This window comes from Marinoscillum luteum, from assembly GCF_044005705.1.
GTDB lineage: Bacteria > Bacteroidota > Bacteroidia > Cytophagales > Cyclobacteriaceae > Marinoscillum > Marinoscillum luteum.
Genome location: NZ_JBIPKE010000019.1, coordinates 35,648 through 50,403, shown reverse-complemented (window position 1 = coordinate 50,403; position 14,756 = coordinate 35,648). Strand labels below are relative to the sequence as shown.

16 protein-coding genes are annotated in these 14,756 nt (G+C 45.1%); 7 read left to right on the top strand and 9 right to left on the bottom strand.

Features of this window, described 5'->3' with window-relative positions; genetic code table 11:
- The first annotated feature begins 72 nt into the window (after positions 1 to 72).
- Positions 73 to 234 carry a hypothetical protein gene (locus ACHKAR_RS15330; protein WP_159583438.1) on the top strand — a complete coding sequence of 54 codons (162 nt, stop codon included), beginning with the start codon at positions 73 to 75 and terminating at the stop codon, positions 232 to 234.
- Here ACHKAR_RS15330 and aroB read toward each other — a convergent pair.
- Entirely contained in the window at positions 227 to 1,261 is a 1,035-nt protein-coding gene (gene aroB, locus ACHKAR_RS15325; protein ID WP_395418252.1) for a 3-dehydroquinate synthase, read from the bottom strand. The genes ACHKAR_RS15330 and aroB overlap by 8 nt on opposite strands.
- A gap of 86 nt (positions 1,262 to 1,347) precedes the next feature.
- Between aroB and ACHKAR_RS15320 the strand changes: the two genes are divergently transcribed.
- Both ACHKAR_RS15320 and lysS read left to right on the top strand, forming a co-directional pair.
- Positions 1,348 to 2,532, top strand: coding sequence for a proline dehydrogenase family protein (locus ACHKAR_RS15320; RefSeq protein ID WP_159583440.1), 1,185 nt, complete (start codon positions 1,348 to 1,350; stop codon positions 2,530 to 2,532).
- Positions 2,533 to 2,535: 3 nt separating this feature from the next.
- A complete protein-coding gene (lysS, locus tag ACHKAR_RS15315; RefSeq protein ID WP_395418251.1) occupies positions 2,536 to 4,266 on the top strand; it encodes a lysine--tRNA ligase in 1,731 nt (576 codons plus the stop codon).
- A 61-nt stretch (positions 4,267 to 4,327) separates the two neighbouring features.
- Here lysS and ACHKAR_RS15310 read toward each other — a convergent pair whose 3' ends face one another.
- From ACHKAR_RS15310 to ACHKAR_RS15290, 5 genes are all read right to left on the bottom strand, one after another.
- Complete coding sequence (locus tag ACHKAR_RS15310; RefSeq protein ID WP_159583444.1) at positions 4,328 to 4,786, bottom strand: GNAT family N-acetyltransferase; 459 nt, start codon at positions 4,784 to 4,786, stop codon at positions 4,328 to 4,330.
- 2 nt (positions 4,787 to 4,788) lie between these two features.
- The gene (locus ACHKAR_RS15305) at positions 4,789 to 5,121 is read right to left on the bottom strand and encodes a TfoX/Sxy family protein (RefSeq protein ID WP_395418249.1); all 333 of its coding nucleotides are present in this window, start codon (positions 5,119 to 5,121) and stop codon (positions 4,789 to 4,791) included.
- A 17-nt stretch (positions 5,122 to 5,138) separates the two neighbouring features.
- On the bottom strand, positions 5,139 to 5,960 hold the full coding sequence (gene murI, locus ACHKAR_RS15300) for a glutamate racemase (protein WP_395418248.1): 822 nt from the start codon (positions 5,958 to 5,960) through the stop codon (positions 5,139 to 5,141).
- Positions 5,961 to 5,973: 13 nt separating this feature from the next.
- Positions 5,974 to 6,513 carry a hypothetical protein gene (locus tag ACHKAR_RS15295; RefSeq protein ID WP_159583450.1) on the bottom strand — a complete coding sequence of 180 codons (540 nt, stop codon included), beginning with the start codon at positions 6,511 to 6,513 and terminating at the stop codon, positions 5,974 to 5,976.
- Positions 6,514 to 6,597: 84 nt separating this feature from the next.
- Positions 6,598 to 7,149 carry a hypothetical protein gene (locus tag ACHKAR_RS15290; protein ID WP_395418246.1) on the bottom strand — a complete coding sequence of 184 codons (552 nt, stop codon included), beginning with the start codon at positions 7,147 to 7,149 and terminating at the stop codon, positions 6,598 to 6,600.
- Positions 7,150 to 7,360: 211 nt separating this feature from the next.
- Between ACHKAR_RS15290 and ACHKAR_RS15285 the strand changes: the two genes are divergently transcribed.
- Together ACHKAR_RS15285 and ACHKAR_RS15280 are read left to right on the top strand one after the other, a co-directional pair.
- Entirely contained in the window at positions 7,361 to 8,302 is a 942-nt protein-coding gene (locus tag ACHKAR_RS15285) for a hydrogen peroxide-inducible genes activator (protein WP_159583454.1), read from the top strand.
- A 95-nt stretch (positions 8,303 to 8,397) separates the two neighbouring features.
- Positions 8,398 to 8,850 carry a hypothetical protein gene (locus tag ACHKAR_RS15280; protein WP_159583456.1) on the top strand — a complete coding sequence of 151 codons (453 nt, stop codon included), beginning with the start codon at positions 8,398 to 8,400 and terminating at the stop codon, positions 8,848 to 8,850.
- Between the two features lie 25 nt (positions 8,851 to 8,875).
- Here the strand turns inward: ACHKAR_RS15280 and ACHKAR_RS15275 are convergent, their stop codons facing one another.
- The 3 genes from ACHKAR_RS15275 to ACHKAR_RS15265 all read right to left on the bottom strand — a co-directional run bounded on the left by ACHKAR_RS15275 (position 8,876) and on the right by ACHKAR_RS15265 (position 12,901).
- The gene (locus ACHKAR_RS15275; protein ID WP_159583458.1) at positions 8,876 to 9,586 is read right to left on the bottom strand and encodes a YebC/PmpR family DNA-binding transcriptional regulator; all 711 of its coding nucleotides are present in this window, start codon (positions 9,584 to 9,586) and stop codon (positions 8,876 to 8,878) included.
- Positions 9,587 to 9,694: 108 nt separating this feature from the next.
- Complete coding sequence (locus ACHKAR_RS15270; RefSeq protein ID WP_159583460.1) at positions 9,695 to 10,045, bottom strand: LytR/AlgR family response regulator transcription factor; 351 nt, start codon at positions 10,043 to 10,045, stop codon at positions 9,695 to 9,697.
- A gap of 87 nt (positions 10,046 to 10,132) precedes the next feature.
- Positions 10,133 to 12,901: a putative LPS assembly protein LptD gene (locus tag ACHKAR_RS15265; RefSeq protein WP_395418243.1), complete on the bottom strand. Its 2,769-nt coding sequence runs from the start codon at positions 12,899 to 12,901 to the stop codon at positions 10,133 to 10,135.
- A 97-nt stretch (positions 12,902 to 12,998) separates the two neighbouring features.
- Between ACHKAR_RS15265 and ACHKAR_RS15260 the strand changes: the two genes are divergently transcribed.
- Positions 12,999 to 13,781 (top strand): N-acetylmuramoyl-L-alanine amidase family protein, encoded by a 783-nt coding sequence (locus ACHKAR_RS15260; RefSeq protein ID WP_159583464.1) that lies wholly within the window; start codon positions 12,999 to 13,001, stop codon positions 13,779 to 13,781.
- Positions 13,782 to 13,798: 17 nt separating this feature from the next.
- On the top strand, positions 13,799 to 14,731 hold the full coding sequence (locus ACHKAR_RS15255; protein ID WP_395418242.1) for an MlaD family protein: 933 nt from the start codon (positions 13,799 to 13,801) through the stop codon (positions 14,729 to 14,731).
- Positions 14,732 to 14,756: the final 25 nt, after the last annotated feature.

Sequence of the window (14,756 nt, the reverse complement as noted above, 5' to 3'; positions counted from 1 at the left end):
GAATATATATTTAAAGTAAGGTATAACAGCATTACAACTGTTTACGTTATACAATTGTCTTAATGATTAATTATGTCTTTATCAAAAACCATAGGAACCCTTATCGCTACAGTTTTAGTAGGTTCATTGACGCTTTTAGTTGCTACTCCAAAGAAAGTAATGAAAAACAAAGCAAAGACCACCAAAACTAGTACGCAAAACGGGATTGAGGAAAAGGAAAATCTATTTATTTGAGGTTTTGATAATATTGGAACGATTCATCGATCCACTTCAGGTCAATTAACTCATCAAAAGAGCACTTACCCACCCCATCCAGCAATGAGAAACTAATTTCATTGCCTACATTTTTTTTGTCCTGTAGCATCAGTGGCATAATCTCATGGATAGGAGGTAAATCAAATTTCCCGAAAACCGAAATGAGATAGTTAGACACCTCATTCAGGTCAGAGATACTCAGCTTCCCCAGTTTATTGGCCAGAAAGCCCTCCAGAATCATCCCAATGGAAATGGCTTCCCCATGCAGCAGTGACTGTCTGGAGTTGAGATACCATGTTTCAATACCGTGCCCCAGGGTGTGGCCAAAGTTTAGGATTTTCCTGAGCCCGGCCTCACGGGGATCTTGAGCTACCACCTCACTTTTGATTTCCACCGACCGCTTAATCACCTCAGTCCAGTTAAGATTGGGGAAACTGGATTGGCTGATTTGGTGGAAATAATCCTTGTCGTAGATGAGTCCATGCTTGATCACCTCTGCAAAGCCGGATCGGAGCTCTCGCTCGGGCAGTGTTTTTAGAAATAAATCGGAGATGACTACCGCATCCGGGTCATTAAAGACACCAATGTGATTTTTGAAACCCCGAAAATCGATTCCCAATTTCCCACCGATATTGGCATCAACAGCGGCCAGCAGTGTAGTGGGGATGTTGATAAACCGAATTCCCCGCTTATAAGTAGATGCAGCGAATCCGCCCATATCGCCAATTACTCCTCCACCCACATTGACCAGCATAGATTTTCGGCTAAAGCCGCTCGTGGTGAGTGCCGCCCAGATGAGTTCACAGCTATTGAGGTTTTTGAAGATCTCGCCACTATGGATTTGGATGATTTCAGCATCCCCACCCACTCTCAACAAGGGGAGGCAATGTTCCCTGGTGTTTTCATCCACCAGATAAGCGATTTTGTCCGGTTTAAAGGTTTCCAAAAGCGATTGAAGCTTATTCGCAGGGTCGTCGGTGAGCGTGATGTAGGCTGGTATTTTCAAAGTACTTGATTATAAAGAGTAACAGTTGTAATGAAGGTGCAAAAATGATTGAGGGCTTACTATCTTTGCCGTCAGTTTTCAAAAGTATGTCAGAAAATTCAAAAATCAACTTCGAAGATACGGCAACTGCATTTGCGCACAAGAGTACCGCCAGGCTCCGGAAGTCTCATTTTGTGTTCTCTACCATGAATTACCCCTGGGTAGTGAAGTTGGGTACCTCTGTGACAAGCGCAGCTCTCAAGATGCGTCTGCCTGTAAAAGGCTTGATCAGGAATACTCTTTTTGATCAGTTTTGTGGCGGAGAATCGATAGAAGGGAGCGAGCCTCGAATGATTTTATTGGCCCAGTCCAATGTGAAGACGATCCTGGATTATTCAGTAGAGGGTGAAGCCTCTGAGGATGGCTACGACGAAGCTGTGGAGGAGGCGTTGCGTGTTTCTGAATATGCCAAACAGCATGTAAGCATACCCTTTTGTGTACTCAAAATGACGGGGATAGCTTCTACCAGATTGATGGAAAGGAAGCAAAAGGGAGAACAACTCACCCCTCAGGAGGAGAAGCGCTTCGACAGAGTACTCGAACGAATAGACACCATCGTGGGAAGGGCTGTGCAGAATGATATGAAATTTATGATTGATGCGGAGGAGTCCTGGATACAGGATGTAATCGACCGCATTACCTATGACCTCATGCTGAAATACAATAAGGAAAAGCCTTATGTGTACAATACTTATCAGTTGTACAGGCATGAAGCGCTGGCCAACATGAAGGCCGGTTTTGAAGAAGTGACCAAAGCGGGTTGCTACTTTGCGGCCAAGCTGGTGCGAGGTGCCTACATGGAAAAGGAGAGGGATAGAGCCGAGGAGAAAGGTTACCCGGATCCGATTCAAACCAACAAGAAGGAAACAGATTACGATTATAACCAGGCACTGCAGTTTGCCATTGAGCATATCGACAAGTTTGCACTCTGTGCTGGTACCCATAATGAAGAATCCTGTCAGCTACTGGTGAACCTCATGGACACCCACAGCATAAAGAAATCTGATGACCGGGTGTATTTTGCACAGCTTCTGGGAATGAGCGATAATATTTCCTTCAAACTGGCTAGTCTGGGCTACAATGTGGCCAAGTATGTGCCGTATGGCCCGGTAGAAAAAGTGTTGCCCTATTTATTCAGAAGGGCCGATGAGAACACCTCTATAGCTGGTCAGAGCGGCCGGGAGTATAGCCTGATCAGAAAGGAATTGAAAAGAAGACGAAGTAAATCATAAAAAATGCTAAGCGAACAAGAAATCCAGCGAAGAAACGAGCGAGAGGCTTTGATGAAAATGGGGATAGATCCCTATCCTGCGGACCTTTTTGAGGTGAACGTAAGCAGCAAAGACATTAACGAAAACTACGAACGCAATAAAACGGACTATAAGAACATCTCTATCGCCGGAAGACTAATGAGTCGCCGGATCATGGGATCGGCTTCCTTCGCGGAAATACAGGATAGCTCTGGCAGGATTCAGATTTATCTTCGTCGTGACGACATCTGCCCGGGAGAGGATAAGAGCCTCTACAATGAAGTATTCAAAAAGCGTCTGGACATAGGCGACATCATCGGGATCACCGGTTATGTTTTTACCACTCAGGTGGGAGAGATTTCCATTCATGTGACGAGTCTGAAGGTGCTGAGTAAATCTCTGCGACCGCTCCCCATCGTCAAAGAGGTGGAGGATGAAGAAGGGAATAAGAAAACCTATGATGCCTTTACCGATCCGGAGCAGCGCTACAGGCAGCGTTATCTCGATCTGATCGTTAATCCACACATCAAGGAGACCTTTAAGAAACGTACCCAGCTGGTGAACACCATCCGGGATTTTCTGAATGACAAAGGATATCTGGAGGTGGAAACACCCATCCTTCAGCCGATTCATGGAGGTGCTGCGGCGCGTCCTTTCGAGACCCATCACAATACGCTGGACATGAAGTTGTACCTGCGAATAGCCAATGAGCTTTACCTCAAGCGGCTGATTGTAGGTGGATTTGATGGGGTCTATGAGTTTGCCAAAGATTTCAGGAATGAAGGGATGTCGCGCTTTCACAATCCTGAATTTACACAAGTGGAGCTCTATGTGGCCTACAAGGATTACAACTGGATGATGGACCTGATGGAGGCGCTCGTGGAGCAAATCGCCATCAACCTGCACGGAGATACTAAAGTACAGGTGGGGCCACATGAAATTAATTTTCAGCGCCCATGGAAGCGCTTCACCATGTTTGAAGCCATAGAACACTTTACAGGCATAGACATTTCCGCCATGGAGGAGGCTGAGCTGAGAGAAACGGCTAAGAAACTGCATGTATCTGTAGACGATAGCATGGGCAAAGGGAAGCTCATAGATGAGATTTTTGGGGAGAAGTGCGAAGGGCAGCTGATTCAGCCAACCTTCATAACGGACTACCCGGAAGAGATGTCACCATTGACCAAGAAGCACCGATCCAAGCCTGGTCTGGTGGAAAGGTTTGAGGCCATATGCAATGGTAAGGAAATCATGAATGCCTACTCAGAGCTCAATGATCCAATCGATCAGCGCAAGCGATTTGAGGATCAGATGGAGCTGGCTAAGCGTGGTGATGACGAGGCGATGGCGCTGGATGAGGACTTTCTCAGAGCACTGGAGTTTGGGATGCCACCTACTGCAGGTGTAGGCCTGGGTATTGATCGACTGACCATGATTATGACCAACTCCAACTCCATTCAGGATGTGCTTTTCTTCCCTCAGATGAAAGCTGAGAAAAAGGCTAAAATCGTGACGGATGCTGAGCTAATGGCGCTTGGAATCAGAGCTGATCTCTTGCCGATCATTCGAAAACTGGCGCTCAATACCATTGAACAGATCAAACACAGCGATGTAAACAAATTGCACAATGATGTGTGTGGCACTCGAAAAAAACTAAAGCTGAACGATGTGCAGAATCCTACCAAAGAAGAAGTACAAAGTTGGATCGAGGGATGAGGTCTTCAATGACAAGTTGACAAAGAAAGAGGCCGCTCAATGCATTGAGCGGCCTCTTTTTTTACAATTTTCTTCTCATGGCCACCTGATCAATGGCCTGGTTGCCGTTTTCGATGATGGGTTGGTTATAGTATTTGAGGAAGTGACCTTTGGCAACAAAATAGTGCTCAAATTTCATCTTCTCGTAGTACTTGATGGTATCCGCACTCGTGTCAGCGGTTTTCACAACCAGGTATTCGTAGCCCTCCATTTTGGAGATGCGCATTACATATTTGATGATTTCTTTACCAATGCCCTGACCCTGATATTGATCGACAATGGAGATATTCTTGAGCTCCATTTCCTGGGGGTTGTTAGGCATGAGCACAAATACACCCACCACCTCATCGTTCATCTTGGCCAGATAGCACTCCCCTGAGTATAGGTACTTTTCGATCATCTCTATCGAAGGGTCTGCCTTGAACAGCAAATCCATGGGTGCCTTTTCAGTATGTCCTAATTTACCAATCTCCAAATTCATTCTTATCCAATCTTACTTTTAGCGTGCTCTATTCCGAGATTTATCCACCCCATCAATTGCTCTTCTGTATCAAATCCATTAGCACTTACATAGACAAATTCCTTCATGGCACTTTTGGTGAAATCCATGGGACGTACATGTGGTTCGGTAAGTACTTTTTCCATTTTATCCGCAACTACCCTCACCGCCAGGTCGTCTTTCACCACTCCCACAGTCATTTTCCCCTCATAGAGGAATGAGAGTCCACCGAACATTTTCTTTTCAGTATACTGAAAGGAGTGAATCAAATCCATTGCCATACGGATTCGCTGAGCCGTCTCTTCGTTGAAAGCCATGTGTCAGGTTTTGTCTCTTAAAGATGCACAAATTCACTTAAAATCGACTGCCCAAAAAAGGTCTTTGCTTTTTTATTGAAGTTTTCAGTTTCGTCTGTGGTCAAAAATCGAAGTTGATGGTTTTTGAGGCAAAAATCAGAAATTTCCGGATGACGATTCAGATAATCTTCAAGGCTGGGGGCCACAATTTCGCCCTGATTCAGTACGGTGATGCCAGCCGGAATCCGGGTCATGATCTTTTCGATGAGCAGGGGATAATGTGTGCAGGCAAGGAGAAGTGTGTCTATTTTTTCTGACTGACTGAAAAGCTCCCGGAGATACTTCTCCACAAAGTAGTCCGCCCCCTCAGAGTCGTGCTCTCCGTTTTCCACCAGTGGCACCCACATGGGGCAGGCTTGTTGGAATACTTTGAGTTCAGGTGATTGCTTTTTGATTTCCAGTAAGTAGGACTCAGAATTTACCGTACCGCTGGTGCCAAGTACACCCACATGCCCGGTCTGGCTGTATTGCCCGATCACCTCGGCCGTTGGCCTGATTACCCCCAGCACTCGTCTGTCGGGTGCCAGGCCCGGGAGATCTCGCTGTTGTATGGTTCTTAAAGCTTTCGCTGAAGCGGTATTGCAGGCCAGAATGATCAGTGGGCAACCTTCATTCAGTAGATATTTGACACTCTCCAGCGTATACTCATATATGGTTTTAAAAGATCGGTTGCCGTATGGGGTACGGGCATTATCACCCAGGTACAAAAAGTCATGATGAGGCAGCACTTTCACAATCTCCCGCAGAACCGTGAGTCCGCCATATCCCGAATCAAAAATGCCAATAGGTCCTTGCTCCATGCCGCTAAGCTAGTTACTCAAAGGGCAACTCATCAACTATTTTCTGCAATTTGGCACGGCTATATAAGCCTGAGGTGGCATATATGATTTTGCCCTCTTTATCCAGCAGGTAAAAATAAGGTAAGTCTTTGTCCGTGATATTCAGGGCATCTTTGTATTCTTTCAGTGTGCCCTGATAGAAAAGAACATTTGGGTGCAGGCGTGGGTCCACATCCTTTTCCACGTTTTTCATCACCTGCTGATACGCTGGTCGCTTGGCTCCTGTGAGCATGGGTACGAAATAGACGTTCACGTCGTAACTGAATGCAAACAGACCTGCCTCAGGTTCTTTGATCAACTGGTCATAGACGGGGGTAAACCATGAGTTGAGGAATTTTTCAGATTTCTTGGAAAAAGCCAGACCAATCAATGTATGCTTTCCTTTCACATCTTCCGGTAAATTCACTTCTCCATGCATGAGGTTTTCACCAGCCAGGTTTGGGAAAATGGTTCCTTTTTGTGCAAATAATAAAGCTGGAGAGCAAAAGATAAAAGCGAGTATCAGTTTTTTCATGGGTTTCTTCTTTCCTTATAGTAACTCCCATGAAGATAATATATTTCATTCATCCGAAGTATGAATGAAGCCGCACCACCCGAATTAATTGTAATTCAATTTGCTGAGCCTTTCGTGGGCCAGTAAACTAAAGTTCTCACACGAAGGAATATACTGACCGACCTGTTCAGTAGTGGCCAGGCTTACATACTTCACCTGCTGTTCGCGGTATTTTTCGGTGAGAAGCATGTCACATTCCATTAGCGCTCTTAAGATGGGATTGTTGCTTTCGAGTCGCTGGATTTCATTCAGGCGTAGCCTGTATCGTTCGTGGTGTTTTGGATGCTTGATGAGGTGAAACAATGTATCGAAATAGAGTTCAAAGGCTTCTTTTCGATTGTTGGCCCGAGTAAACTTCCCTTTTAAGTGTTGATCAAAAGTATGCTGCTTGAAAGTGGACCAGGTGCGCATGATCAGATCCAGACGATCTTCTTCAGCCATGAAAAACACATCCGTCCGATAAATAGAGGAAATGATCAGTGAGTGACTGAGCGTAAGTGACTCGATCAGTGAGCGAAAGTTCTGTGCATCATGATCCTTAAACCAGAAAGACGGAGCGCAACTCCCTTGTATACTGAGGTATTGAATTTCTTTCATTTTTGGAGGGGTGATATGATGAAATGATCAAGGAGGCCGGCTACCATCCCTATGAATTTATGAAAAAAGTAATTAATGTACCATTTCTGTCTTTGTTTTCTTACAGGTGGCTCACTTGTCTGGTTACTCGTTTGGTCGCTTCCTTTGGGAATTTTTAGAAAAAGATACATTAGAGGTATTTATTGAAATCTTACTGACATAATTTTAAGTTATGACACTGAACCAACTAGATTATGCCCTGACGCTTTGGCGAATTGGCAGTTTCAGCAAGGCCTCGGAGCGATTGGGGATCACACAGCCCGCACTTAGTTCTCAGATCAAAAAACTGGAAGAGGAAATCGGAATAAAGCTGTTTAACAGGAATACCTCACCTATCGAGATCACCAGAGATGGGCAGAGATTTCTTGAGCGTTCGCAGCAGATTTTGACGGATGCACGGCGATTGATTAATTTCTCTCAGGAGCTTAGTCAGCAGTACAACGACGTGATTCGCGTAGGGGTGATTCCCACCCTGGCACCATTTCTGGTTCCATTGTTTTCCGACGATCTGCAGAAGGATTACCCGGAATTTCGCCTCGATATCCATGAGCTCACCACGGAAAATGTGGTGGCCGGGGTCCGGGATGGGAGTTTGGATGTTGGTCTGATCTCCACACCCATCAGTGTCGCAGGGATCGTTTTTGAGCCTCTGTTTTATGAAAAGTTCTTTCTGTATATGTCCTTTCAGCCCGAGACCAAGACTCATTTCGACCTACAGGATATCAGTTATGACGAACTCTGGCTTTTGAATGAGGGCAACTGCTTTCGGGACCAGATCAATAATTTTTGTGACCTGAATAAAATCAGACAGCATAAGCATTTCATCTATCGGAGCAACTCCATCGATGCGCTGATCAGGATAGTGGATACCAAAGGTGGGATGACCATTCTGCCAGAGCTGAGCATGCTGAGCCTGAATGAGGAACAGGAGGAGCGTGTGATCCCGATCGGCGGTAAACCAAAGGCCCGGGAGATTAGCCTCATCATGACCAAGCACTACGACAAGCAAAGGTTTATCGACAAGCTGGGAGAATACATCAGGAAGAATATTCCCCGACATATGCTCTCACCACAAGACTATGAAATTGTAGATCCACAAATCAATATTGGCTGATTTGGGGTTGCCGTCCATCAAATTGCCGCAGATCTTGGTAACCTTTTCGCGCTGGAGGAGTAAACTAAATGGTCAAAAACTCTAATTAAGTCGCCATGTTCAGCCTGTTTAGCAAAAAGAAAAAATTTAAAGCCTCCTGTGATCTGAGTGGTAGTCCGCTCGAAAGAGAGTCTGCTTACCTGGTGTCCACCGCGCAGATCATCTCCTCCCGAAAATTCTGGGACAACATCATGACGGAGCCCGACACCATGACTTATACGGAAGCATATTTCAAAAGCGGTGATCAAACTGCCACTAATATCAGAGGAATGATATTTAAGAAATATGCAGATAAGGATCGTGCCTGGGTCATATCAGACTCACATCTCCATCTTTTTGATATTGATGAGTCAGCTGCCAAGACAGTGGCCAATGACTGGTGGGACTCCGAGGGAAAAGAGGTTCCGCAGGAATTGGAAAACTCTCTGGCTAACCTGGATGAGCATTCCTTTGAAGAGATCAAGTCTTACGCCGTGAAAGAGGCAGGGAGAAGGTTGGTTCAGGTATGACAGGCGTCATACCTGAATTGAAATCTTAGGCAATGTTGGTATAGACGGCCTGCACGTCATCGTCATCCTCTATCTTATCCAGCATTTTTTCTATTTCTTCCATCTGCTCATCGGTAAACTCCACCGGGCTAGTCGGAATCCTTTGCAGGCTAGCTTTTTTAACTTCTATGTTCTGATCTTCCAGGGCTTTGGACAGGGAGCCAAAGTTGGTGTAATCTGCATATAGATAAACCATTTCCTGATTCGTCTCTATCTCTTCAAGGCCTGCATCTATTAACTCCAACTCCAGTTCTTCCAGTTCCACACCTTCAGGTTTTTCAAACTCGAATACCGCCTTGCGACTGAACATGAACTCCAGAGAGCCATTGGGGACTATGCCTCCGCCAGCTTTGTTGAAATAGGACTTTACGTTGGCTACCGTTCGCGTGGTATTGTCCGTGGCACATTCCACAAACACCAACACACCGTGTGGACCTTTTCCTTCATAGGTCACCTCTATGTAATCCGCAGCGTCATTGCCCAATGCTCTTTTGATGGCATTTTCGATATTGTCTTTGGGCATGTTTTGCGACTTGGCATTCTGGATAGCCGTACGCAGCTTGGAGTTTGTTTCCAGTTCGGCCCCACCTTCTTTCACCGCTACAGTGATGGCTTTGGCCAGTTTCGGAAATATCTTGGACATCTTGTCCCAACGTGCCTCTTTGGCTGCTCTGCGGTATTCAAATGCTCTTCCCATGGATTTTATCTTTTGGATGGCAAAAATACATAGTTGAACAATATCTAAAAAAGTTTTCTCAATGTCTGATCAACAATATTCAGGAGTACCAGATTTTGGATAGGCAGATCAATTAATATGGGCCAGGGCCTCTTGTAGTTTGATCAGATCGATGGGTTTTTGCACAAATGCAGCATAGGGAATCTCACTGTAATGAGCCGCCATGAAATCCTCAGAATGCGCAGAGACGATGATGATTTTTGGCCGATGTTCAAGCAAGTCGATAAACTCGGGCCCTTCCAGCCCGGAAATGTTGATATCTAGAAAGATAAAGTCAGGTTTTTGTTTTTCAATCTGGATGGCGGCATTCACTGTGTCCGTGTACATGCCAAGAACTTGAACTCCACCTGTCTTTTTCAGATAAAAGGACAAAAGATCCTGATGGTGTATTTCATCTTCTACGATGATGCATGTGCGCATGGTCTGGTTGGGCATTTTAATAAAGGCTGGTTTGGGTCACAAATGAACACATTATCCCTTTCATTTGGAAATGGAAAGATCAACTGATTACTGACCAAAGAAATCCTGGAAGCTTCGTCGCTTTTCGATTTTCAAATCCTGTAGAAGCGCTGATTTTGGTCGAATGATGAGACTAAACGATTGGTACCTGCCAAAAGGTACCCACGAGAAGTTGAGCGTCCAGCAGTGCAGATCACGGGCCACTCCTATATTAGTTTGAGTAAAATCCTTGTTTTTGATATCATACCCAGAGTTGAAAGTGATCTGCGTTTTGTCTGTGAGACCCAATGTACCACTGAACTGAACACCATGGCTGGAGATGAGCGCATCATCCAGTCCGTTTTTGGTTCGGTTCACATTATAGGCCACTCGAAGAGACCAAGGCACATTGAAGTCCACATATGCCTCCGGATTTTGCTTGATGTATTCTTTTTCGTCTTCTGTGCCAAACGGACTTCTGTCTATTGCCGCGCCATCGTCAGCAAATGCACTGCGGTCATTGGGGTTGCTATTTGGATTATCATTGGATTCTTTGGATCCCTTAGGCTTTAGCGAGAAACTCACCTGGGAGCTCAGGGTTCTCAATGTGCCTATTCCTTCGCCGTTATTCCAGGCATAGCGGTCTATTTTTTGTCCGGAGGAGGTTCCGTCTTCAATGTAGAGGTAAGGGTCATAGGCACCACTCAGGGTGAGGTTTACCTTTTGATTGAAAAAGCTTGTTCTGGCATTCCAGTTGATGTTGCTCAGTCGAAAGGAGTCTGCAGCGAAGTTGTACCCACTGTTGACGGAAAGGTTCTCAAATATTTTCACTTTTTTGAATTCATTGACTGAGTCTTTCCTTGCCCGTACTTTCATTTCCAGGTTGTTGGTGAGGCCGAAACTCACTGTCCGACTTTCATTGCCTGATGGACTTCCGTAAGCGAAATTCTGATATTTGGATAACCGTTTCGTTCGCCCTAGGGTATCCATCTGTACCGTTTCATATACTCCGTATTTTTCATCACCAAAGTCTGGGTTGTAGCTGAAGGATAGGCTGGGAGTCATTACATGGCGGATGGCTTCTATACCAGCAATACCCCTCACATAGTACATCCCGTACATCCGGGTATTGACGGAAGCGCCGGAGCTCCAGCTGCCAGCTCTTGAAAAGCCCTCTACGGTATCTACTCTCACGCCATTTTGCTCAGGCACAAAAGTGTAGTCCAGTTCACGGGTATACCATACCTCCTGATAGTTAAAGCTGGGGCTTACTGTGAAGTACTTTAGAAGGTTAAAAGACGTAGAGACCGGAATAGTGTGCTTTCCTCCAATTTTCGACCGGTCATAGATATCTCCCAGGTTCTCTATATTCAGCTTGATTGGGTCTTCGTCTTCTGTGACATTACCGTTAATGGGGGTAAAACCTAACGCAGTTGGTGATACAGGTGAGTTGCTGATTTCATTTTTGGCCACGAAATTATGGCTAAAGCTTATTTTGGCGATCGGTGAATTGGAGGACTTAACCACATTTTTGAAGGGGTACATCCTGTTCATGTTCAGCGCAAAATCAGGCAAACTCATGTTGTAGATGCCTGACTGTATGTTCTGTCTTTGCCTGAAGGTAGAGGACATATTGAATGGTATACGCTGAAACTTCTGACTATAGCTCAGGCTAGACTGAAACTCAGAACTGATGCTTTGCTGTGGATTGTAGATAGCGACGTTATTGTTGGTATTAAATCCTCTTGTACCACCATTGACAGATGCGCTGAAGCTGGAATTGCCTCGGGTCTCAGGGCGATGACTCCATCGGATCCAGAAGTCGTTGGTTTCATTGGGTACAGTTTCTGTTTCGGTGACGTTCTTGTTGTAAGCAAAATTCATGGACCCATTGAATTTGTACCTCACCTTATAGTTGGTGGTGGCATCCAGGGCATAGCCTCCTTTGGAGTACACATCACCGGTCAGTTTCAGGTCAAAGTATTCACTGAAGCCAAAATAGTACCCACCACCCCTTAGAAAAAAGCCCCTTCGGGTCTCTTCACCATAAGACGGAAAAACGATGCCCGAAGCTTTTTGGCGAGGTTGGGGGAACATCCCGAAAGGAAACCACAACGGCGTGGGGACTTCTCTAAACTTAAGATTGAAGGGGCCTGACACCACTTTGTTTCCAGGAATCACTTTGATTTTCTCCGACTTAATGAAAAAGTGAGGATCTGACAAGTTGCAGGTGGTGTATTTGGCTCCTTTGATGAAGAGTTCGTTTTCTTCATTTTTTTTCACATCCTCCCCATGCATGATGGCTCCGTCCTGCTCCGTAATTACACCCTTGATAATGGCCCTCTTGGTCTTGAAATTGTAAAGGATATCATCCGTTTCATAAACACTCCCCCCTTGAGAAAAGACCGGTTTTCCACGCTTTCTTCCCAGTGTATCCAATGTGTATTTCGACTTAATGTTTCGCTCATTCCAGTCGATCGTGGTTTGGTCAGATTCCAGGGTGATGCTGCCGTAATCTATGTGGGTGTTGCCATAAAGAAAGAGTCTCCTATCCTCAATCTCGAAGATCATGGAATCTTTGGCAGTATAGTTGATAGTGGTTTCTATGTCATTTTTTTTAGAGGCTTTTTTGGAGGGAGCCGCTGAGGAATCAGAAGGTGAGATGAGGGAGTCTGCAGGCATCAGTGCCAGGTGGGAACTATCGTTGGCCTGTATGAAGTCTGATCCGGTAAATTGGAGCTCAGGATTGGAGCCAATCAGGCCTTTATCAGTGGACTCAGTGGAGGTAGAATCAACTTGCGCCTGTAATCGAATAACAATCGATAAAAAAATAGTCACTAGCGCAATTCTCCTCAAGCCGACAGATTTTATTAACTGGTTAAAAATTTACAATTTTGCGTAAAATTATGGGAATTTAAGATATAACCGAGTAGGCATGAGAAATATTGTAATTCCATTTGGCATTTCTATACTGCTGGTGCTGGGCTCCTTTAATACCGTAGGTATTACCAAGTACAAAGTGCGGAAGATTGTGATTGATCCCGGACATGGAGGAAAAGATCCGGGTACGCATGGCAACATCTCAAAGGAAAAAGACATTGCACTGAAAATTGCACTGGAGGTGGGGCGCGTGATTAATGATAATCTCCCGGATGTGGAGGTGATTTATACGCGCACCGACGATAGCTTCCCGAAGCTCCATGAGCGGTCTAACCTGGCTAATAAGAAGGATGTGGATCTTTTCATTTCTATTCACGCCAACTGGGTGTCTAATCCGAGTATTTATGGAACTGAGACCTATGTGATGGGTGTGCAGAATACCGCCGGGAATTTCGAAGTGGCAAAGCGTGAGAACTCCGTAATTCTATTGGAAGACAACTACGAAACCAAATACGATGGTTTCAACCCTGAGTCACCAGACTCGTATATTCTTTTTTCGCTGACTCAGTCAGCCTTCCAGGAGAGGAGCCTCAGACTGGCTGGCCTGATAGAAGATCAGTTTAAGAACAGAGTGGGAAGAAAGAGCCGGGGTGTCAAGCAATCCAGTTTATGGGTGCTTTGGAACACCGCTATGCCGAGTGTTTTGGTCGAAGTGGGGTACCTTAGCAATGAAAAAGAAGAGAAGGAGCTTAATGATCCACTCAATCAGGTTTACATTGCATCCGGTATTTACAGAGCCTTTCGTGATTATAAAATGGAACTAGAGTCCATGAACTAATAAACTAATGCCTTAGCATGTCAAAAGAATTTAAAGTAGGTCTCATAGCGCTTGTCACAGGTGTACTTTTATATTATGGTTTCAATTTTCTAAAGGGGATAGATTTCTTCTCACCTACCCATAAATACTATGCCGTCTACGATAATGTGGATGGACTTAATAAGTCAAACCCCGTCATCATCAATGGACTTACAGTGGGGCGGGTTAGCCGCATCAGGCTGTTGCAAAATCAGGGCAATCTTATTTTGGTAGAGTTGGATATTGACGAAACCATTACCTTGGGAGATTCCACCGTGGCATCCCTGATGAATACCGATTTTCTAGGGAGCAAAGGTATTGTACTGACTGTGGGGCCCCTCAATAATCCGATACAGCCCGGAGATACCCTTACGTCATATGTAGACAAGGGACTTAATGAGATTTTGGCCAGCGCAGAGCCTGTGGCCAGTAATCTGAACACAACCATCACCAGGGTGAATGAGATCCTTATCGGTCTTAAAGGAAGCGGAGAGAAGATCAATGCCACGATAGAGGAAGTGCGCAAAACCACTGTGAGCGTAAATGAGATTATTTCGGAGAATCAGGCTGAACTGGCGGTGATCATGACCCGGACTGCGATACTTATACAAACACTGAATAGCAAATTGGATAAAATAGATCCGATTCTGGTGAAAACAGGAGGGGTATTGGACTCATTGAGTAACCTCGAAATCAACCAGACCCTCGCTTCTATCCGTGGGGCAGTGGACAACCTGAATGTAACGATCAATGAAATCAAAAGCGAGGAAGGTACGCTCGGAAAACTGATCAGCGATGACTCCTTGTACAACAACATAAACCAGACCATGACCGATCTGGATAAACTGATTCTTCATATGGATCAGTATCCCAAGCACTTTTTCTCGCCTTTGGGCAAGAGCCATAAGAAAGTGATGGAAGACATGAAATGAGGGGGTTAGTCACCCCTTTTTTTAA

What these genes read in the sequence shown, in the direction of transcription:
- ACHKAR_RS15285 (WP_159583454.1), top strand. Translation starts at nt 7,361, where the DNA reads ATGACACTGAACCAACTAGATTATGCCCTGACGCTTTGGCGAATTGGC.
- ACHKAR_RS15320 (WP_159583440.1), top strand. Translation starts at nt 1,348, where the DNA reads ATGTCAGAAAATTCAAAAATCAACTTCGAAGATACGGCAACTGCATTT.
- ACHKAR_RS15270 (WP_159583460.1), bottom strand. Translation starts at nt 10,045, where the DNA reads ATGCGCACATGCATCATCGTAGAAGATGAAATACACCATCAGGATCTT.
- ACHKAR_RS15280 (WP_159583456.1), top strand. Translation starts at nt 8,398, where the DNA reads ATGTTCAGCCTGTTTAGCAAAAAGAAAAAATTTAAAGCCTCCTGTGAT.
- ACHKAR_RS15295 (WP_159583450.1), bottom strand. Translation starts at nt 6,513, where the DNA reads ATGAAAAAACTGATACTCGCTTTTATCTTTTGCTCTCCAGCTTTATTA.
- ACHKAR_RS15305 (WP_395418249.1), bottom strand. Translation starts at nt 5,121, where the DNA reads ATGGCTTTCAACGAAGAGACGGCTCAGCGAATCCGTATGGCAATGGAT.
- ACHKAR_RS15290 (WP_395418246.1), bottom strand. Translation starts at nt 7,149, where the DNA reads ATGAAAGAAATTCAATACCTCAGTATACAAGGGAGTTGCGCTCCGTCT.
- ACHKAR_RS15330 (WP_159583438.1), top strand. Translation starts at nt 73, where the DNA reads ATGTCTTTATCAAAAACCATAGGAACCCTTATCGCTACAGTTTTAGTA.
- ACHKAR_RS15255 (WP_395418242.1), top strand. Translation starts at nt 13,799, where the DNA reads ATGTCAAAAGAATTTAAAGTAGGTCTCATAGCGCTTGTCACAGGTGTA.
- lysS (WP_395418251.1), top strand. Translation starts at nt 2,536, where the DNA reads ATGCTAAGCGAACAAGAAATCCAGCGAAGAAACGAGCGAGAGGCTTTG.
- ACHKAR_RS15260 (WP_159583464.1), top strand. Translation starts at nt 12,999, where the DNA reads ATGAGAAATATTGTAATTCCATTTGGCATTTCTATACTGCTGGTGCTG.
- ACHKAR_RS15310 (WP_159583444.1), bottom strand. Translation starts at nt 4,786, where the DNA reads ATGAATTTGGAGATTGGTAAATTAGGACATACTGAAAAGGCACCCATG.
- ACHKAR_RS15275 (WP_159583458.1), bottom strand. Translation starts at nt 9,586, where the DNA reads ATGGGAAGAGCATTTGAATACCGCAGAGCAGCCAAAGAGGCACGTTGG.
- murI (WP_395418248.1), bottom strand. Translation starts at nt 5,960, where the DNA reads ATGGAGCAAGGACCTATTGGCATTTTTGATTCGGGATATGGCGGACTC.